The sequence below is a fragment of the Streptomyces sp. NPDC097129 genome (assembly GCF_055668065.1).
The window spans coordinates 90598-109511 of the sequence record NZ_JBVOQE010000015.1 but is presented as its reverse complement, the minus strand read 5'-3'; the positions used below and the strand labels follow the sequence as shown (position 1 = coordinate 109511).

Below are 18914 nucleotides of genomic sequence, written 5' to 3'. Positions count from 1 at the left end.
ATGCCGGTACTGGTGATCACGGGCACGAACACGGACGTCGGCAAGACGGTCGCGACCGCTGCGGTGGCGACCGCGGCGCTCGCGGCCGGCCGCTCGGTGGCCGTGCTGAAGGCCGCGCAGACCGGGGTGGGCCCCGGCGAGCGCGGGGACGCCGACGAGGTGGCGCACCTCGCGGGCGCGGTGACGGTGGCCGAAGTCGCCCGCTATCCGGAGCCGTTGGCGCCGGCCACCGCCGCGCGGCGGGCCGGGCGGGCGCCGGTGCATCCGCAGGACATCGCCGAGGCGGCCGCGAAGCTGGCCGCTGAGCACGATCTGGTGCTGGTGGAGGGCGCGGGCGGGCTGCTGGTGCGGTTCGACGCGGCGGGCGGCACGCTCGCGGACGCGGCGGCGCTGCTGCGGGCGCCGGTACTGCTCGTGGCCTCTCCCGCGCTCGGCACGCTGAACATCACGGAACTGAGCGCGCGGGAACTGCGGCGACGGGACGTGGAGCTGCTCGGCCTGGTGATCGGCAGCTGGCCGGGCACCCCGGACCTGGCCATGCGCTGCAACCTGGAGGACATGCCGGTCGTGGCCGGCGCCCCGCTGCTGGGCGCCCTGCCGGAGGGCTCGGGCGCGCTGTCCCCGGCCGACTTCCGCACGGCGGCCCCCGGCTGGCTGGCCCCCCGCCTGGACGGCACGTGGGACGCGGAGGCGTTCCGGGCCCGCGAGGCGCCCTGACGGGTGCGGGCAGCGGGTTCGCGGCGCGGACCCGGGTGGGCTCGCGGCGCGGGCCCGGGAGGGCTCGCGGCGCGGGCACGGGTGGGTTTGCGGCGCGGGCACGCCCGGGCCTGGCTGCGGACGTGCGGCGCGGGCGCGAGTGGGTTTGCGGCTCGGGCACGACCCGGCCGGCTGCGGGCTCGCCGCTCGGTCCTGCCCGGACCGGACTGCGGGCTCACGCGCGGGCGCGGGTGGGCTTGCGGCTCGGGCACGGGTGGCTGGCGGCGCGGGCACGCTCGGGCCGGGCTGCGGACTCGCGGCGCGGGCGCGCTGGGTTTGTGGCCCGGGCACGACCCGGCCGGCTGCGGGCTCGCCGCTCGGTCATGCCCAGACCGGGCTGCGGGCTCGCACGCGGGCGCGGGTGAGCTTGCGGCTCGGGCACGTGTGGCTGGCGGCGCGGGCACGCTCGGGCCGGGCTGCGGACTCGCGGCGCGGGCGCGCTGGGTGTGGCCCGGGCACGCCCCGGTCGGCTGCGGGCTCGCCGCTCGGTCATGCCCGGGCCGGTCTGCGGGCTCACGCGGGGGAGCGGGTGGGCTTGCGGCTCGGGCACGCGCGGGCTTCCGGCGCAGGCACACCACCGAGCGGCTACCGACCCCCGGCCCGGACACGAGCGGACTTCCGGCGCAGGCATGCCTCCAAGCGGCTGCCGGCACGCGGCCCGGACACAGGTGGGCTCGCGGCGCGGGCACGCCCCGGCCGGCTGCGGGCTCGCCACTCAGTCATGCCCGGGCCGGGCTGCGGGCCCGCGCGCGGGCGCGGATGGGCTTGCGGCGCGGGCACGGGTGGGCTCGCGGCGCGGGCACGACCCGGCCGGGCTGCGGACTCGCGGCCCGGACACGAGCGGGCTTCCGGCGCAGGCACACCACCGAGCGGCTGCCGCGGCCCCCGGCTCGGGCCCGAGCGGACTACCGGCGCGGGCACGACCCGGCCAGCTGCCAGCACGCGGCCCGGGCAGAAGCGAGGTCCGGGGCGCGGGCCCAGGAGGCGCTCTGGGCGCGAGTTCCCGGCGCGGCAGGGGGATGTTCGCGGCCACCTGACGGCGCGCGGCGCAGTCCGGCGGCCCCGGTCCGCCTCGCATCGGTCCACGTGCCGGGTGTGCCGCAGGTCAGGGACGTACAGCCGACGGCATGGGCCGGGGTGTGCGATCGTCTGTGACCGGCGCGAGGCCATTTCCCCGCGCGCTCGGTGCGGTCGGTGGCGGAAGGGGTGGCTCCGCCCGGTGCGGGGGAGAATCGGCGTAAGGCCCGTCCTGCCGAGGAGGTCTCCCATGCCAGCGCGAGCCACCGGCTCCGGCAAGGTGCCGCCGGACGCCGTCCACCATCCGCTGTTCGCCCGCTACTACGCCCGTGTGAGCGTCGCCATGGAGTCCCGGGCCGGCATGGCCGGGATCCGCGGGCGGCTGCTGGCCGGGCTGTCGGGGCGGGTGATCGAGGTCGGCGCGGGCAACGGGCTGAACTTCGCGCACTACCCGCCGGCGGTCGCGGAGGTCGTCGCCATCGAACCGGAGCGCACCCTGCGGCAGCTGGCGCGGGAGGCGGCCCTGCGCGCCGAGGTGCCGGTCGACGTGGCGCCGGGCACCGCGGAGGCGCTGCCAGTCAAGAGCGAGGCCTTCGACGCGGCGGTGGTCTCGCTGGTGCTGTGCAGCGTGCGGGATGTGCCGCGGGCGCTGGCGGAGGTGCGGCGGGTGCTGCGCCCGGGCGGGATGGTGCGGTTCTTCGAGCACGGCGCCGGCGGCGGTACGGCGATGAGGTTCACCCAGCGGGCCCTGGACCGCACGGTGTGGCCGGCGCTGAACGGCGGCTGTCATGTCGCGCGCGACCCGGTGGCCGCCCTGCGCGCGGCCGGGTTCGAACTCGGACCGTACCGGCAGGTGCTGATGCCGGAGAAGGGCCCGCGGCTGCCCCCGTCGTACTGCGTGCTGGGCACCGCCTGGCGGCCGGTGGAGTGACTCACGCGCTCCACTGCCGCGGTTCGCGCGCGATGTCGTCGACGGAGACCTCGCCGCTCTTGACCAGCCGGGCCAGTTCGCGCACCTGCTCGGGCGAGGTGACGACCTTCAGCCCGCTCGCGACCAGGTAGGCGTAGGCCACGGCGGAGGCGAACAGCGCGTTGGAGCGATCCAGCGCGGGCACGTGGATCAGCAGGTACAGCAGGGCGGCGGCGCGGTCGTACGCAGTGTCGTCGTAGACGGGCACGTCGAAGATCTCGGCTTGATGGCGGGCGACGGCGGCGACCAGCGCGCCCCGGTCGGTGACCCGGGGATCTCCCGGCGTCTGCTGCTCGGCGAGCATCAGCAGCCGGGCGAGATCGATACGGAGGCTGCTCAACGGCATGCGGATCTACGCCGAGCGCACTCGACCTGCGGCTGTTGCCCTCGGACGGATCAGCGGCGGTCTTCCCGGGCGCCGTCCCGCGCGCCCTCCCGGACCTTCCCGCGCCCCCTCCCCATCCGCGCCGAACTCCTCGGCGAAGACCGGCGCGTAGCTCTTCATGACGTCGGCGGCCGCCTCGACGAAGGTGTGCCCCGCCTCACCGGCGTCCTGCCGGACCAGTTCCTCGACGCAGCGGTTGACGCTCATCCCGCGGGCCGGCGCCCGCTCCCGGGCGGCGCGGGCGGTGTCCTCGTCCACGCGCACGTTCAGCTGGGTCTTCGCCACACCTCGACGCCGGCGCCGATGCGCCGGCCGCGGCAAGGGCGCGCGGATGGCCGCACGTGTACCGCGTGTGCGCCGGGTCACACTACGCTCGGCCTGGGACGACCGCCCGGGCCGTACCGTCGCGGGTCCCGGGCCGCCACGAGGAGGCATTCGTGTCCAGAACCGCTACGGAGCACCCGCCCGGCTCCGCCCCCGCCGACACGACCGCTGCCCGCGCCCGCGGGCTGACCAAGGCGTACGGCCACGGCGAGGCGGCCGTGCTAGCCCTGGACGCGGTGGACGTGGACATCGCCCGGGGCCGTTTCACGGCGGTGATGGGGCCCTCGGGCTCGGGCAAGTCCACGCTGATGCACTGCCTGGCGGGACTCGACACCGTCTCGGCCGGCCAGGTGTGGCTCGGCGGCACCGAGATCACGGGCCTGCGGGAGCGGGAGCTGACCCGGCTGCGGCGGGACCGGATCGGGTTCATGTTCCAGTCGTTCAACCTGATCCCGACGCTGAACGCGCTGGAGAACATCACCCTGCCGATGGACATCGCGGGCCGGCGGCCCGACCGGCAGTGGCTGGACCGCGTCGTGGACACCCTCGGCCTGCGCGACCGGCTCAGCCACCGCCCGGCCCAGCTCTCCGGCGGCCAGCAGCAGCGCGTCGCGTGCGCGCGGGCGCTGGTGTCCCGGCCGGAGCTGATCTTCGCGGACGAGCCGACCGGGAACCTGGACTCGCGGGCCGGCCTGGAGGTGCTGGGGTTCCTGCGGGAGGCCGTCGACTCCCTCGGCCAGACGGTCGTCATGGTCACCCACGACCCGGGCGCGGCCGCCCACTCCGACGTGGTGCTCTTCCTCGCCGACGGGCGGATCGTGGACCGGATGGAGCATCCGACGGCGGAGGCGGTGCTCGAACGCATGAAACGGTTCGACGTGCTGCGCGCCCAGGCCGGCAGCGGCGCCCAGGCAGGCAGCGCCGCCCTTCCCGTCGAGGAGGGCTGACGCGTGCTCCGCGCGACCCTGCGCAGCTTCCTCGCCCACAAGGGCCGCCTGCTGCTGTCCGCGCTGGCGGTCGTGCTGTCCGTCGCGTTCGTCGCGGGCAGCCTGATCTTCTCCGACACGGTCACCCACACCTTCGACCGGCTCTTCGCCTCCACCGCCGCCGACGTCACCGTGGCGCCGAAGGAGGACCTGCGCACCTCCGGGCCCAGCGGCGCCGTGCAGACCCTGCCGGCCTCGCTCGCCGCCCGCGCCGCGAAGGCACCCGGGGCCGCCTCGGCGCACGCGGACGTGAGCGTGCAGAACATCACCGTCGTCGACAGCCGGCACCGGTCCGTGAGCCCGACCACCGGCGCGCCCACCATCGCGCGGGACTGGCGCCTCACCGACCGCAGCCCGGTCCGGCTGACCTCCGGGCACGCCCCGCACGGTGTGCACGAGGCGCTGCTGGACGCCGACACCGCGGGCAGGAGGCACGTGCGGATCGGCGACACGCTCACCGTGCTGGCCCAGCCGGGCACCTTCACGGTCCGCGTGGCCGGCATCGCCACGTTCACCACGACCAACCCCGGTTCGGCCCTGCTGTACCTCGACCCCGCGCACGCGGCCCGGCTGTTGCTGGGCTCCGCCGACCGCGCCACAACGATCTCCGTCACGGCGGCCCCGGGCGTGCGTGACACCGTGCTCAAGCGTCAGGTGTCGGCGGCGCTCGGCGCGGGCCCGTACACCCTGAAGACGGCCGGTGAGCAGGCGAAGTCGGTGGCGCAGCAGCTCGGCACGTTCCTGAAGGTCATCAAGTACGTCATGGTGGGCTTCGCCGGCGTCGCCGTGCTCGTGGGCGTCTTCCTGATCGTCAACACCTTCTCGATGCTGATCGCCCAGCGCACCCGCGAACTGGGGCTGCTGCGCGCGCTGGGAGCCGACCGGCGGCAGGTGCGCCGCTCGGTGCTCACCGAGGCCCTCCTGCTCGGGCTGGTCGGCTCCACGCTGGGCCTGGCGGCCGGGATCGGGCTCGCGGTGGGGCTGATCCACCTCATGGCGGCGTTCGGGATGCATCTGACGACGGCCGAGCTGGCCGTCGGCTGGGTGACCCCGGTGACGGCCTACGCCGTCGGGGTGGGCGTCACGTTCGTCGCCGCGTATCTACCGGCCCGGCGGGCCGCCACCGTCTCCCCGATGGCGGCGCTGCAGGACGCCGAGGTCGCCGGGGTGGGCCGGCCGCTGAAGGCGCGCGCGATCGCGGGGGCGGTGGTGGGCGCGCTGGGCGTGGCGGCGCTCGCGGGCTGCGCCGCGTCGTCCCGTACGGCGACGGCGGCCTCGCTGCTCGGGCTCGGTGTGGTCCTCACCCTGATCGGGACCGTCGTCGCCGGTCCGCTGCTGGTGCGTCCGGTGATCCGGGTCCTCGGCGCGGCTTTCCCGGCCCTGTTCGGTTCCGTAGGCCGGATGAGCCAGCGCAACGCCCTGCGCAATCCGCGGCGGACAGGGGCGACGGCGGCCGCTCTGATGGTCGGGCTCGCCCTGGTCGGCGGGCTGTCGGTGGCGAGCGCCTCGATGTCGCGCTCGTTCGACGAGCGGATCGACAAGACGCTCGGCGCCGACTTCGTGGTGCAGAGCGGCCGGTACGCGGCGTTCTCCAAGGACGTCACGGCCCAGGTGCGGGCCACGAAGGGCGTGGGCCTGGTGGTCCGGCAGCGGTTCGCGCCGGTCGCCGTGCGGCTGCCGGACGGCCGGCGCGTCGTCTCGACGGCTTCGGGCTACGACTCGCGGCTCGACGACGTCGCGCACCTGACGTACGCCGCGGGCGGCACGGCGGGCGCGCTGGCCCCGGGCGGCATCGGCATGGACGCCGGCTTCGCGCGCGACCACGGAGTCCGGCTGGGCGGTGTGCTGCCGGTGGAGTTCCCGGGCGGACGCAGCGCGCGGCTGCGGGTCGGCGCGCTCACCGAACAGCAGGCCGCCGAGGGGTTCGGGATGAGCGGCGGACTGTTCCTCGGCATCGGGACGGTGGAGCGGTACGTGCCCGGCGGGCAGGACGCGGCGCTCTATGTCAACGCCGCACCCAAGACGGCGCCCGACGTGCTGCGCTCCCGGCTGGAGCGGTCGCTGGCGGCGTATCCACAGGTACAGGTGCGCAACCAGGCCGACTACAAGAAGCTGGTGCACGACCAGATCGCGGTGCTGCTGTACCTCGTGTACGCGCTGCTCGGTCTGGCGATCGTCATCGCGGTGCTCGGTGTGGTGAACACGCTGGCGCTGTCGGTGGTGGAGCGCACCCGGGAGATCGGCCTGCTGCGGGCGATCGGGCTGAGCCGGCGTCAGCTGCGGCGGATGATCCGCCTGGAGTCGGTGGTCATCGCGGTGTTCGGTGCGGTGCTGGGGCTCGGGCTGGGTCTGGTGTGGGGGCTGTGCATGCAGCGGGTGCTGGCGTTGCAGGGCCTGAAGGCGCTGGCCGTGCCGTGGTCGACGATCGTCGCGGTGGTGATCGGTTCGGCGGTGGTCGGGGTCGTCGCGGCGCTGCTCCCGGCGTTGCGTGCCTCACGGATGAACGTGCTGGCGGCGATCGCGCACGAGTGAGTTCCAGGGTGTGCGACCGGTGCCGGTCCGGATGCTGGAATTCCGGGTCGGCGAGGGCCCGACCTGATGTGATCACCACATGTCTGATCTACGGATACGGGCGGCGGCGCCCGACGACCTGGACACCGTGCTGGCCTTCTGGAAGACGGCGGCCGAGGGAACGAGCATCAGCGACGACCGGGACGGGGTGGAGCGGCTGATCGCCCGCGACCCCGAGGCGCTGATCCTGGCCGAGCAGGGCGGCGAGCTGGCCGGCACGGTGATCGCGGGCTTCGACGGCTGGCGTTGCCATCTGTACCGGCTCGCCGTCCACCCCGAGCTGCGGCGCCGCGGCATCGGTTCCGCGCTGCTGGCGGCGGCCGAGGAACGGTTCACGGCGCTGGGCGGGCGGCGCGCGGACGCGATGGTGCTGGTGCGCAACGAGAGAGCCCATCGCGTGTGGGGCGCAGCCGGGTACGGGCCGGAGGAGCACTGGCGGCGCTGGGTCAAGCCACTCCCCTCCTGAGCCTTTTTGCCCATCCTTTACTATTGGTGGATCACTCGGTCCTCCATGAAAGGTTGTGAGCGTCCGCCCATGGGCGAGCCCCCCAGTAGCCGACATCGCGCGATCCTCCCTGCCCTGTCCGACGATGGGACGGAGGTGACCCGATGATCGAAGTGCTTCTGCTGCTCGTGGCCGTGCTGCTGTCGCTCGCCTGCGGCGCCTTCGTGGCGGCCGAGTTCTCGCTGACCACGGTCGAACGCAGCGAGCTGGAGCGGGCCGTGGAGCGCGGCGAGCGGGGTGCCGCGGGCGCGCTGAAGGCCGTACGGAACCTCACCTTCCAGCTGTCCGGGGCCCAGCTCGGCATCACGGTCACGAACCTGGTCGTCGGCATGCTCGCCGAGCCCTCGGTCGCCAAGCTGCTCGCGGGTCCGATGCAGGCGCTCGGCCTGTCCCGGAGCGCGGCGAGCTCGGTCGCGCTCGTGGTCGGCACGGCCCTGTCCACGGTGTTCCTGATGGTCGTCGGCGAGCTGGTGCCCAAGAACTGGGCGATCTCCGCGCCGCTGGCCATGGCCAAGCGGGTGGGCACCCCGCAGCGCTTGTTCAGCGCCGCGTTCCGGCCCTTCATCACCCATCTGAACAACACCGCCAACCGCGTGGTGCGCCGCTTCGGCATCGAGCCGGCCGAGGAGCTGGCCTCCGCCCGCGGCCCGCAGGAGCTGGCCGCGCTGGCCCGGCACTCCGCCAAGGCGGGCGCCCTGGAACCGGACACCGCCGAGCTGTTCGTGCGCACCCTCAACCTCGCCGACCTCACCGCGGAGAACGTCATGACCCCGCGCGTGCAGGTCATCGCCCTGGACGCGCAGGCGACCTGCCAGGACGTGGCGAACGCGACCCGGGCGACGGGCCTGTCCCGCTTCCCGGTCTACCGCGGCAGCCTCGACACGGTCGTCGGCACCGCGCACGTCAAGGACGTGCTGGCCGTCCCGGCCGACCGGCGCGCGCGGGTGCCGGTGTCGGAACTGATGCGCGAGCCGCTGCTGGTCCCGGAGTCGCTGACCGTGGACCGGCTGCTGGACCGGCTGTCCGGCAGGCGGACGATGGCCGTGGTCATCGACGAGTACGGCGGTACGGCGGGCGTGGCGACGCTGGAGGACATCGTCGAGGAGGTCGTCGGCGAGGTCCGCGACGAGCACGACCCGCACGAGACGCCCGACCTGGCCCCGGCCGGCACCGACGAGGACGGCCGCGCGCTGTACTCCGCCGACGGCGCCGCCCGGATCGACCGGCTGACCCGGGTGGGCCTGAAGGCGCCGGACGGGCCGTACGAGACGCTGGCCGGGCTCGTCGCCGCCGGGCTGGGCCGCATACCGGCCGTCGGTGACGTCCTGCACGTCGCCGGGTGGCGGATGGACGTGGTGGACGCCTCCGGGCGCCGGGCGGCGCGGGTACTGCTGCACGCGCCGCTGGACGACGAGCAGCCGCACGGCGAGAAGGGGGTGCCGCGGTGACCGCGGTGCAGTTGCTGATCGGCCTGGCGACGCTCGTCGTCAACGCCTTCTTCGTCGGCGCCGAGTTCGCCCTGATCTCGGTGCGGCGCTCGCAGGTCGAACCGCACGCGGAGGCCGGTGACCGGCGGGCGCGCAGCGTGCTGTGGGGGCTCCAGCACGTCTCGGCGCTGATGGCCGCCGCGCAGCTCGGCATCACGCTGTGCACGCTGGTGCTGGGTGTGGTCGCCGAACCGGCGATCGCGCATCTGCTGGAGCCGGTGTTCCACGCGGTGGGCGTGCCGCAGAGCGCCGGGCACGCGGTGTCCTTCGTGATCGCGCTGGCCCTCGCGACGTATCTGCACATGCTGCTCGGTGAGATGGTGCCGAAGAACATCGCGCTCGCGGAACCGGTGCGCAGCGCACTCGTGCTCGGGCCGCCGCTGGTGGCGGTCGCGCGGGCCCTGAGGCCGGTGATCTTCGCGGTCAACGCCTTCGCGAACGCGCTGCTGAAGCTGATGCGGGTCGAGACCAGGGACGAGGTGACGGCCAGCTTCTCGGACGCCGAGCTGGCGCAGATCGTCAAGGACGCCGGCGAGGCCGGTCTGCTGGACGACCGCGCCACGGAGCGGCTGCACGACGCGCTGGAGCTGGGCCGCCGCCCGGTGCGCGACGTGGTGCTGCCGCTGGAGCAGGTCGTCTACGCGCGCGTGGGCGTCACACCGGAACAGCTGGAGCGGTTGTCGGCCGAGTCCGGGTTCTCCCGCTTCCCGGTGGTGGACGAGGGACGGCGGATCGTCGGCTATCTGCACGTCAAGGACGCGCTGGACGCCACGCCGCGGGATCTGCCGTTCCGGTTGCGGGACATGCGGTCCATCGCGCGGGTGCGGGAGACGACGCCGCTGGACGACGTGCTCACCGCGATGCGGGGCAGCCGGACCCATCTGGCGGCGGTGCTGGGCGGGGACGGCCGGCTGGCCGGGCTGGTGACGATGGAGGACGTGCTGCGGGAGCTGTTCGGGCAACGGGCCTGACGGCCCGCCCGGATGCGGCGCGTACGTCGGCGCCGCATCCGGCCTCGCGCAGGTGCCGCCACGGGCGCGTTCGGTGCCGCCGCCTGGGCGTCCTCCCTGGAGCCGAGGGCGACCGACCGCTGGGTATGCCGCGCGGGTTACCATCGCTGACGCCATGGACACGAACCCCGCCTACACCAGCCTGGTCGCCGTCGGCGACTCCTTCACCGAAGGCATGTCGGACCTGCTGCCGGACGGCTCCTACCGCGGCTGGGCCGACCTCCTCGCGGCCCGGATGGCCGCCCGCACGCCCGGCTTCCGGTACGCCAACCTGGCCGTGCGCGGCAAGCTCATCGCGCAGATCGTCGAGGAGCAGGTGCCGGTGGCGGCCGCGATGGGCGCCGATGTGATCACCCTGGTCGGCGGCCTCAACGACACGCTGCGGCCCAAGTGCGACATGGGCCGGGTCAAGGGGCTGCTGACGGAGGCCGTGGAGACCCTGGCGCCGTCCTGCAAGCAGCTCGTCCTGATGCGCAGCCCCGGCCGCCAGGGCCCGGTCCTGGAGCGCTTCCGGCCGCGCATGGAGGAACTCTTCGCCTGCGTCGACGACCTGGCCGCGCGGCACGGCGCACTGGTGGCCGACCTGTACGGGGCGCCCGGGCTGGGCGACCCGCGGATGTGGGACGTCGACCGCCTGCATCTGACCCCCGAGGGGCACCGGCGGGTCGCGGAGGCCGTGTGGCAGACCCTCGGCCACGAGGCGGAGGACCCCGACTGGCACGCCCCGCTGCCCACCGCGCTCCCGCCGAACTGGATCGCCCGCCGCGTCGCCGACGCCCGCTTCACCCGGCAGCACCTGCTCCCCTGGATAGGCCGCCGCCTCACCGGCCGCTCCTCGGGCGACGGCCGCCCACCGAAGCGCCCGGATCTGCTGCCGTACGACGAGCGGGCGGCTCCGCCGAACTGAGGACGGGGCGGGACGCCGGTCGCCGGGCCGCCGAGCTGGGCCGACCGAGTGTCCGCGCCCAGGCCGGGTTCCCTGCGGCGCCGCCGCCCCGGGGCCGCCCCGCCCGGCACCGTGACGGGGTCCAGGCCGGGTCGCCACGGCGTTCGCCTGCCGCGTGCGATGGTGTTCCGGGTGCGGGCCCGGTGGGGGCTGGTCGCGCAGTTCCCCGCGCCCCTTCTTGGGTCGGCCACCGCGCCCGGCGCTCGAGGGTGCCGTCCGGCTCCGGCACCGAGGGCGCCTGAGGCCACACGGCGGGATCGGGCCACCGCCCGGGCCCGGGGCAACCACTCCGGCCCCCGGGTTCCGGGCGCCCCCCTGCCCCCTCTGACCTGCCCGCGGCCGTCCGTCGCCCGTGGCATCCGTCGGCCGGGGTGGGAGGGCCCGTCGTGCCGCGCGCGGGCGTGACCGGCGTCTCGTAGGTTCCGCTGATCGGCACCGCGGGGCTGGCCTGCAGGAATCGCCAGTAGAATCTGGTCACGTGACTTCTGCGCCCGCCAAGCCCCGTATCCCCAACGTCCTCGCCGGACGCTACGCCTCCGCCGAGCTCGCCACGCTCTGGTCGCCCGAGCAGAAGGTGAAACTGGAGCGTCAGCTCTGGCTCGCCGTGCTGCGCGCCCAGAAGGACCTCGGGATCGAGGTTCCGGACGCGGCGATCGCCGACTACGAGCGTGTCCTCGACACCGTCGACCTGGCCTCCATCGCCGAGCGCGAGAAGGTCACGCGGCACGACGTGAAGGCCCGCATCGAGGAGTTCAACGACCTCGCCGGGCACGAGCACGTGCACAAGGGCATGACCTCCCGCGACCTCACCGAGAACGTCGAGCAGCTGCAGATCCGGCTCTCGCTGGAGCTGGTGCGCGACCGCACGGTGGCGGTGCTGGCACGTCTCGGCAAGCTCGCGGGCGAGTACGGCGAGCTGGTCATGGCCGGCCGCTCCCACAACGTCGCCGCCCAGGCCACCACCCTCGGCAAGCGCTTCGCGACCGCCGCCGACGAGCTGCTCGTCGCCTACGGCCGCATCGAGGAGCTGCTCGGCCGCTACCCGCTGCGCGGCATCAAGGGCCCGGTGGGCACCGCGCAGGACATGCTCGACCTGCTCGGCGGTGACACCGCGAAGCTCGCCGACCTGGAGAACCGGATCGCCGGGCACCTCGGCTTCGCGCAGGCCTTCACCTCCGTCGGCCAGGTCTACCCGCGCTCGCTGGACTACGAGGTCGTCACCGCGCTGGTGCAGCTGGCCGCCGCGCCGTCCTCGCTGGCCAAGACGATCCGCCTGATGGCCGGCCACGAGCTGGTCACCGAGGGCTTCAAGCCGGGCCAGGTCGGCTCCTCCGCCATGCCGCACAAGATGAACACCCGCTCCTGCGAGCGCGTCAACGGCCTCATGGTCATCCTGCGCGGCTACGCCTCCATGACCGGCGAGCTGGCCGGCGACCAGTGGAACGAGGGCGACGTGTCGTGCTCCGTGGTGCGCCGCGTCGCGCTGCCGGACGCGTTCTTCGCGCTGGACGGCCTGCTGGAGACCTTCCTGACGGTCCTGGACGAGTTCGGCGCCTTCCCGGCGGTCGTGGCCCGTGAGCTGGACCGCTACCTGCCGTTCCTCGCCACCACCAAGGTGCTGATGGGCGCGGTGCGCGCGGGCGTCGGCCGGGAGATGGCGCACGAGGCGATCAAGGAGAACGCGGTCGCCACCGCCCTGGCGATGCGCGAGCAGGGTGCCGAGCGCAACGACCTGCTGGACAAGTTCGCCGCCGACGAGCGCCTCCCGCTCGACCGTGAGCAGCTCGCGGCACTGATGGCGGACAAGCTGTCGTTCACCGGCGCCGCCGCCGACCAGGTCGCCACGGTCGTCGGCCGTGTCGAGGAGATCGTCAAGCAGCACCCCGAGGCCGCGGGCTACACTCCCGGCGCGATCCTCTGACCCCGCGTCGCACGATGCCCCGTTTCACCCAGGCGGAGCTGGAGGCCGCCCGCGACCGTCCGGTGCCGGACGTCGTCACGGACGGCCTCCGCGTGCTGTTCTGCGGCATCAACCCCGGGTTGATGTCCGCCGCGACGGGCCATCACTTCGCCCGTCCCGGCAACCGCTTCTGGCCCGTCCTGCACCTGTCCGGCTTCACGCCCCGGCTGCTCACCCCCGCCGAGCAGCAGGAACTGCCGCAGTACGGGCTCGGCATCACCAACGTGGTCGCCCGGCCGACGGCCCGCGCCGACGAACTCGGCGCCGGGGAGTACCGGGAGGGCGGCCTGCTGCTGAGAGCCAAGGTCGAGCGGCTGCGGCCGCGCTGGCTGGCCGTCGTCGGCGTCACCGCCTACCGGGCCGCCTTCGCGGACCGCACCGCACAGGTGGGACCGCAGGACGGCACGATCGGGGACACCCGCGTGTGGGTGCTGCCCAACCCGAGCGGCCTGAACGCGCACTGGACCGTTGCGACCATGGCCGAGGAGTACGCCCGGCTGCGGCGGGCCGCCGAGGAGTAGCGGCTCAGGGCGGGTCGATGTCGGTGACGACGACCAGCAGTTGGATCTCGTCGTGCGCGTCCCGGTCGGCCACCCCGAGGGCGACCCAGCGGCCGGTCTCGTCCGGGTCCCACAGGTCCACCTCGTCCACCCGGACGCTGACCGTTCCCCACGGCTCGGGTATCTCCTCCCCCCGCGCGGCCCGCACCCGCAGGCCCTGCATGCCCAGGGGCGGCGGATGCGTGCCCCTGCGCTCGTCCAGGTCCCGCGCCACTCGGTCCTTCAGGGCGTGGAAGTCCGCGGTCGTCGGCGTCCGCTCCCCCGGGTCGCCCTCCCGCAGCCCGTGGCTGGTCACCAACTCCGCTATGAAGTAACCCGGCCCGGCCGTGCCCACGTCCGTCCGGCCGCGCTGCCCGGGGAAGACCCGGGAGCGCAGCCGGTCGATCACGGCGAGATGCTGCGCGCTGTCCATGCGATCCAGTAAAGCGGCCCCCACTGACAATTGGCGGGGCGTCAGGGCCGGGCCCGGCCGGGGCGGGCCCGGCTGGGGCGGCCCTCACCGGCTCTTTCCGGCTCAGGCGTCCCGGCGCCGGACGCTCCAGGCCCCGGCCCCCAGCGCGGCCGACGTCCACGCCGCGGTCACCGCGAGCCCCGGCCACGGGCCGAGCAGCCCGTCGGAACCGTGATGGAGTACGACCTGACCTGCGCGGTCGGGCAGGAAGTCGGCGACGCCTCCGGACATGTCGCCGATGACGAAGGAGACGATGAGCAGGAACGGGACGAGGATGCTCAGCGTCGCGACGCCGCTGCGCAGCACGGTGGTGAGCCCGGTCGCGAAGAGCGCCATGAGCATCAGGTAGATCCCGCAGCCCACGACGGCGCGCGCTTGTTCGGCCGCCGCCAGGCCGGCCGCCCGGTCGCCGAGGACCGCCCGGCCCACCGCCAGAGCGACGAGGCCGGTGAGCAGGCCGACGGCCAGCGCGGGCGCGGCCACCGCCGTGGCCTTGGCCGCGAACCAGCGGCCCCGCTGGGGCACGGCGGCCAGGGAGACGCGCAGGGCGCCGTTGTGGAACTCCGCCGCCATGGCCGTCGTACCGAAGGCGATGGCCGCGATCTGGCCGAAGCTGATGCCGAAGAAGGTGGAGAAGAGAGCGTCGAAGTCCGCGCCGCCGGTGTCCAGCGCGGCGAGCGCGGAGAAGGCGGCGGTGGCGGCCACGACCGCGCCGAGGCTCGTGAGCTGCGAGCGCAGCGTCCGGATCTTGATCCACTCGGCGTGCAAAGCAGGGGTGAATGCCATGGTCAGGCCTCCTGACGGGGTGCGGTGAACTCGGCTTCGGCCGCGGTGAGATCGAGGTAGGCCTGCTCCAGCGTGCCCTCGTCGGCGGTCAGTTCGAGCAGGGGTACGCCCGCCGCGGACGCGATCCGCCCGATGTCCTCCACCCGCGCGTGCGGCACGCTCCACGCGCCGTCGTCCGTCTCGGCGGCCTCGTGGCCGTGCCGGGCGAGCGCCTCCTTCAGCGCGACGCCGTCCGTGGTGCGCACCCGGACGCGGGGCTGCACGCGCGCGTCGATGAAGGCGCGCATCGGCATGTCGGCGAGCAGCCGTCCGCGTCCGAGGACGAGGAGGTGGTCGGCGAAGGACGCCGTCTCGTGCATCAGATGGCTGGAGACCAGGACCGTGCGTCCTTCGGCGGCGAGCCCGCGCAACAGCTCACGGATCCAGACGATGCCCTCGGGGTCGAGGCCGTTGGCGGGCTCGTCGAGCATCACCACGGGCGGATCGCCGAGCAGCGCGGCCGCGATACCGAGGCGCTGACGCATGCCCAGGGAGTACGTCCTGACCCTGCGGTGGGCGGCCGGCGCGAGCCCGGTCTCCTCCAGCACCTGCTCGACCCTGCGGGGGGCGATGCGGTTGCTCGCGGCCAGAGCGAGCAGGTGGGCGCGGGCGGTGCGGGAGCCGTGCGCGCACTGCGCGTCCAGCAGCGCGCCGACCTCGCGGAGCGGTTCGCCGAGCGTGGCGTAGGGACGGCCGCCGACGGTCGCGGTGCCGGCGGTCGGCCGGTCCAGGCCGAGGACGAGCCGCATGGTGGTGGACTTCCCGGCGCCGTTGGGGCCGAGGAAGCCGGTCACGCGGCCGGGTACGACGCGGAAGGTGAGGTGGTCGACGGCGCGCCGGGAGCCGTACTCCTTGGTGAGGTCGTGGACGTCGATGCTGGTCATGTCCTCACTCTGACGGGCCGTCGGGGTGCGGCTCCTCCCCCGCCGGTGGAGATCGTCTCCCCCGTGCGGGGGAGGTCCGTTGTCAGTGGCGGCTGGCACGATGGCGTCATGATCCGCTGGTTGCGCCCGTTCGGACGGGCGGTCACGTACACACGGTGGCTGCATCTGTTCGTGGCCGTCGTGTGGCCGGCGATGTGGCTGTTCATCGACGAGGCCTGGTGGGCTCCGGCCACGGCGGCCGTGGTGCTCGGACTGTCCGGTCTGATCCCGGCGGTGCGGACCGTGGAGGGCTTCCAGGCCCGGCTGCTGCTCCTCGGGCGCCGCCGGGACGCCGGGGCCCCGGAGATCGTCACCGAGCCGGCGAGGACGTGGGGCGACCGCGGGCGGACGGTGCTCTGGCTGGAGGCCCGGCTGCTGCTGGGCGCCCTCGTCTCCCATCTGACCTTCCAACTGTCCTTCACCACCGTGGATCTGCTCCAGGCCGCGCTGGGCCGTTCGGCGGACGGCAGCGGGTGGGTGCCCGTGCCCGGCCATCACTGGTGGTACGCCGTCCTCGTCCCGCTGCCCCTGATCCTGCTGGCGGCCCTCGTGTGGGCCGGTGGTGAGCTGATCACCCGTACCGCGCTGCGGCTGCTCGGCCCCTCTCCCGCCGAGCGGCTCGCCGCGCTGGAGGAGCGCACCGAACAACTGCTGGAGCGCAACCGCATCGCCCGCGAGCTGCACGACTCGATCGGGCACGCGCTGACCGTGGCGGTCGTCCAGGCGGGCGCGGCCCGGGCGGCTCGCGATCCGGAGTTCACCGACCGGGCGCTGGCCGCGATCGAGGACACCGGCCGGGCGGCGCTGGAGGACCTGGAGCGGGTGCTCGGCGTGTTGCGGGAGGCGGAGCGGCCGGTGAGCGGCCGGCCGACGCTCGCGGACGCCGGCCGGCTGCTGGAGTCCGCGCGGGCGTCGGGCGCCGACGTCGACGCGGAGCTGAGCGGCCCGTTGGAGACGGTGCCCGGCCCGGTCTCCCGGGAGGGGTACCGGATGCTGCAGGAGTCCCTGACCAACGTGCTGCGGCACGCGGGTTCGGTGCCGGTGCGGGTGCGGGTCGCCGCGGACGGCGCCCGGCTCCTGCTGGAGGTGCGCAATCCCCTTCCCGGCGAGATACCCGGGCCCGCCCGGGGCAGCGGACTGCGCGGCATCCGCGAACGGGCGGCCCTGCTCGGCGGCCGGGCACACACGGGCCCCGACGGGCCCGACTGGCAGGTGCACGTCGAGCTCCCGGTGCGGTGATCCAGGCCCCGCGACGCCGGGATGATCCACGACAGGGCCTAAGCTGGCCGGGTGCCCGTGCGTGTGCTCCTGGTCGATGACGAACCCCTGGTCCGCGCGGGGTTGCGAGCCGTGCTGGAGGCGCAGTCCGACATCGAGGTGGTCGGTGAGGCGGCCGACGGTGCCGCGGTGATCCCGCTCGTGCGGCAGCTGCGGCCCGACGTGGTCGCCATGGACGTACGGATGCCGCTGCTGGACGGCATCGAGGCCACGCGCGCCGTGCTGCGTACGGTGACCGACCCGCCGAAGATCCTCGTGGTGACGACGTTCGAGAACGACGAGTACGTGTACGGGGCGCTGCGCGCGGGCGCGGACGGTTTTCTGCTGAAGCGGGCCCGGCCTGCGGAGATCGTGCACGCCGTGCGGCTCGTGGCGGAAGGCGAGTCGCTGCTCTTCCCCGCCTCGGTGCGGCGTATGGCAGCCGAGTACGGGGACAGCGGCGGCAACCGCGCGGCCCGGGAGGCGCTGGAGCGGGCGCGGCTGACCGAGCGGGAGGGCGAGGTGCTCCGGTTGATGGCCCGCGGGCTGTCGAACGCGGAGATCGCCGCCCGGCTCGTCGTCGGCACCGAGACCGTGAAGTCGCATGTGAGCGCCGTCCTGGCGAAGCTGGGGGCGCGGGACCGTACGCAGGCGGTGATCGTGGCCTACGAGTCGGGCTTCGTCACCCCGGGCTGAACACGGCCGTGGCACCTGGGGGCCGGTCCGGCGAGGCTGGGCGCGGCCCGCGTCTCGCCGGTGCCCGGCGTGCCGAGTACGATCCGGCCAACACGCGCACGAGCTGGGAGGACGGACGGTGGGGCGGCTGACCGGCGGGGATCCCTCGCTGCTGCGAAGGATCAATTCCGCGGTGGTGCTGCACGCGCTGCGGACCACGGACTGCGCGACGCTGACGGAGGTCACCCGGGTGACCGGGCTGTCCCGGCCGACCGTCGAGGGCGTCGTGGACGATCTCATCCAGGCCGGCCTGGTCGTCGAGAAGGCGGCCGAGGAGGGCACGGCACGGCGGCAGGGCCGCCCCGCGCGCAGATTCCGCTTCCGCGCGGAGGCCGGGCATCTGCTGGGTGTGGAGATCGGCGCGCACCGGGTGGCCGCGCTGCTGGCCGACCTCGACGGCCGGGTGGTGGGCGCGCAGGCCAAGGACGTCGAGGAGAGCGCCGGGGCGGACGAGCGGCTGGAGCGGCTGCGGACGACGGTGGCGGAGCTGCTGCGCCGGGCCGGGGTGCCGCGCAGCTCACTGCGCGCGGTCGGGGTGGCGACCCCCGGGATCGTCGAGGCCGACGGGACGGTCCGGCTGGGCACGGCGCTGCCGGGGTGGACGGGGCTGCGACTGGGTGAGCGGCTGAGCCGTTCCTTCAAGTGCCCGGTGCTGGTGGAGAACGACGCGAACGCGGCGGCCGTGGCCGAGCACTGGAAGGGCGCCGCCACCGAGTCCGACGACATCGTGTTCGTGCTGGCGGGTCTGAGCCCGGGCGCGGGCGCGCTGATCGGCGGGCGGCTGCACCGGGGTTACGGCGGCGCGGCCGGTGAGATCGGCGCGCTGCATCTGCTGGGGCGCGAGGTGACACCGGAGACGCTGCTGTCGACGACCGACGAGCCGCTGCACCCGCTGGACGAGCAGGCGGTGGCGGCGGTGTTCGCCCAGGCCCGCGAGGGCGACCGGCGGGCCCGTGCGGCGGTGGACCGTTTCATCCGGCGGCTCGTGCACGACGTGGCCGCGCTGGTGCTGGCGCTCGACCCGGAGCTGGTCGTCATCGGCGGCTGGGCGGCCGGTCTGGACGGGGTCCTCGCCCCGCTGAGCAAGGAGCTGTCCCGTTACTGTCTGCGGCCGCCGAAGGTGACCTTGTCGCTGCTGGGCGAGGCGGCGGTGGCGACGGGCGCGCTGCGGCTGGCACTGGACCACGTGGAGGAGCAGCTGTTCGCGGTGGACGGCACGGTGACCGCCCGCCGGTGAGCCGGCCGT

At 74.6% G+C, this 18914-nt stretch carries 17 protein-coding genes and 1 pseudogene; 13 read left to right on the top strand and 5 right to left on the bottom strand.

Features of this window, described 5'->3' with window-relative positions; translation table 11 throughout:
* Both bioD and AC0B9F_RS33485 read left to right on the top strand, forming a co-directional pair.
* Complete coding sequence (gene bioD, locus AC0B9F_RS33490; protein WP_472008929.1) at window positions 1-717, top strand: dethiobiotin synthase; 717 nt, start codon at window positions 1-3, stop codon at window positions 715-717.
* 1306 nt (window positions 718-2023) lie between these two features.
* Window positions 2024-2704 (top strand): class I SAM-dependent methyltransferase, encoded by a 681-nt coding sequence (locus tag AC0B9F_RS33485; protein ID WP_472008927.1) that lies wholly within the window; start codon window positions 2024-2026, stop codon window positions 2702-2704.
* Window position 2705: 1 nt separating this feature from the next.
* On the opposite strand, the gene AC0B9F_RS33480 is transcribed toward AC0B9F_RS33485, so the two are convergent.
* Together AC0B9F_RS33480 and AC0B9F_RS33475 are read right to left on the bottom strand one after the other, a co-directional pair.
* Complete coding sequence (locus AC0B9F_RS33480) at window positions 2706-3083, bottom strand: fic family toxin-antitoxin system, toxin component (protein WP_472008968.1); 378 nt, start codon at window positions 3081-3083, stop codon at window positions 2706-2708.
* 99 nt (window positions 3084-3182) lie between these two features.
* Window positions 3183-3413: pseudogene (locus AC0B9F_RS33475) on the bottom strand (toxin-antitoxin system HicB family antitoxin); the annotation flags it as partial.
* A gap of 152 nt (window positions 3414-3565) precedes the next feature.
* Between AC0B9F_RS33475 and AC0B9F_RS33470 the strand changes: the two are divergent.
* The 8 genes from AC0B9F_RS33470 to mug all read left to right on the top strand — a co-directional run bounded on the left by AC0B9F_RS33470 (window position 3566) and on the right by mug (window position 13438).
* Window positions 3566-4399 carry an ABC transporter ATP-binding protein gene (locus AC0B9F_RS33470; RefSeq protein ID WP_472008925.1) on the top strand — a complete coding sequence of 278 codons (834 nt, stop codon included), beginning with the start codon at window positions 3566-3568 and terminating at the stop codon, window positions 4397-4399.
* A 3-nt stretch (window positions 4400-4402) separates the two neighbouring features.
* Complete coding sequence (locus AC0B9F_RS33465) at window positions 4403-6970, top strand: ABC transporter permease (RefSeq protein WP_472008923.1); 2568 nt, start codon at window positions 4403-4405, stop codon at window positions 6968-6970.
* A 79-nt stretch (window positions 6971-7049) separates the two neighbouring features.
* Complete coding sequence (locus AC0B9F_RS33460) at window positions 7050-7475, top strand: GNAT family N-acetyltransferase (protein WP_472008921.1); 426 nt, start codon at window positions 7050-7052, stop codon at window positions 7473-7475.
* A gap of 143 nt (window positions 7476-7618) precedes the next feature.
* Window positions 7619-8962, top strand: a complete 1344-nt coding sequence (locus tag AC0B9F_RS33455; RefSeq protein ID WP_472008919.1) for a hemolysin family protein — start codon at window positions 7619-7621, stop codon at window positions 8960-8962.
* Window positions 8959-9972 carry a hemolysin family protein gene (locus AC0B9F_RS33450; RefSeq protein WP_472008917.1) on the top strand — a complete coding sequence of 338 codons (1014 nt, stop codon included), beginning with the start codon at window positions 8959-8961 and terminating at the stop codon, window positions 9970-9972. Before AC0B9F_RS33455 ends, AC0B9F_RS33450 begins: the two co-directional genes overlap by 4 nt.
* A gap of 154 nt (window positions 9973-10126) precedes the next feature.
* Window positions 10127-10918: an SGNH/GDSL hydrolase family protein gene (locus AC0B9F_RS33445; RefSeq protein WP_472008915.1), complete on the top strand. Its 792-nt coding sequence runs from the start codon at window positions 10127-10129 to the stop codon at window positions 10916-10918.
* Window positions 10919-11435: 517 nt separating this feature from the next.
* The gene (gene purB, locus AC0B9F_RS33440) at window positions 11436-12878 is read left to right on the top strand and encodes an adenylosuccinate lyase (RefSeq protein ID WP_472008913.1); all 1443 of its coding nucleotides are present in this window, start codon (window positions 11436-11438) and stop codon (window positions 12876-12878) included.
* Between the two features lie 14 nt (window positions 12879-12892).
* The gene (mug, locus tag AC0B9F_RS33435) at window positions 12893-13438 is read left to right on the top strand and encodes a G/U mismatch-specific DNA glycosylase (protein ID WP_472008911.1); all 546 of its coding nucleotides are present in this window, start codon (window positions 12893-12895) and stop codon (window positions 13436-13438) included.
* A gap of 4 nt (window positions 13439-13442) precedes the next feature.
* Here mug and AC0B9F_RS33430 read toward each other — a convergent pair whose 3' ends face one another.
* The 3 genes from AC0B9F_RS33430 to AC0B9F_RS33420 all read right to left on the bottom strand — a co-directional run bounded on the left by AC0B9F_RS33430 (window position 13443) and on the right by AC0B9F_RS33420 (window position 15637).
* A complete protein-coding gene (locus AC0B9F_RS33430; RefSeq protein ID WP_472008909.1) occupies window positions 13443-13889 on the bottom strand; it encodes a hypothetical protein in 447 nt (148 codons plus the stop codon).
* Window positions 13890-13991: 102 nt separating this feature from the next.
* A complete protein-coding gene (locus AC0B9F_RS33425) occupies window positions 13992-14714 on the bottom strand; it encodes an ABC transporter permease (protein ID WP_472008907.1) in 723 nt (240 codons plus the stop codon).
* A 2-nt stretch (window positions 14715-14716) separates the two neighbouring features.
* Window positions 14717-15637, bottom strand: coding sequence for an ATP-binding cassette domain-containing protein (locus AC0B9F_RS33420; protein ID WP_472008905.1), 921 nt, complete (start codon window positions 15635-15637; stop codon window positions 14717-14719).
* 108 nt (window positions 15638-15745) lie between these two features.
* Here AC0B9F_RS33420 and AC0B9F_RS33415 point away from each other — a divergent pair, with 108 nt between their 5' ends.
* From AC0B9F_RS33415 to AC0B9F_RS33405, 3 genes are all read left to right on the top strand, one after another.
* A complete protein-coding gene (locus AC0B9F_RS33415; protein ID WP_472008903.1) occupies window positions 15746-16915 on the top strand; it encodes a sensor histidine kinase in 1170 nt (389 codons plus the stop codon).
* Window positions 16916-16966: 51 nt separating this feature from the next.
* The gene (locus tag AC0B9F_RS33410; RefSeq protein ID WP_472008901.1) at window positions 16967-17629 is read left to right on the top strand and encodes a response regulator transcription factor; all 663 of its coding nucleotides are present in this window, start codon (window positions 16967-16969) and stop codon (window positions 17627-17629) included.
* A 118-nt stretch (window positions 17630-17747) separates the two neighbouring features.
* A complete protein-coding gene (locus AC0B9F_RS33405; RefSeq protein ID WP_472008899.1) occupies window positions 17748-18905 on the top strand; it encodes an ROK family transcriptional regulator in 1158 nt (385 codons plus the stop codon).
* Window positions 18906-18914 lie beyond the last annotated feature (9 nt).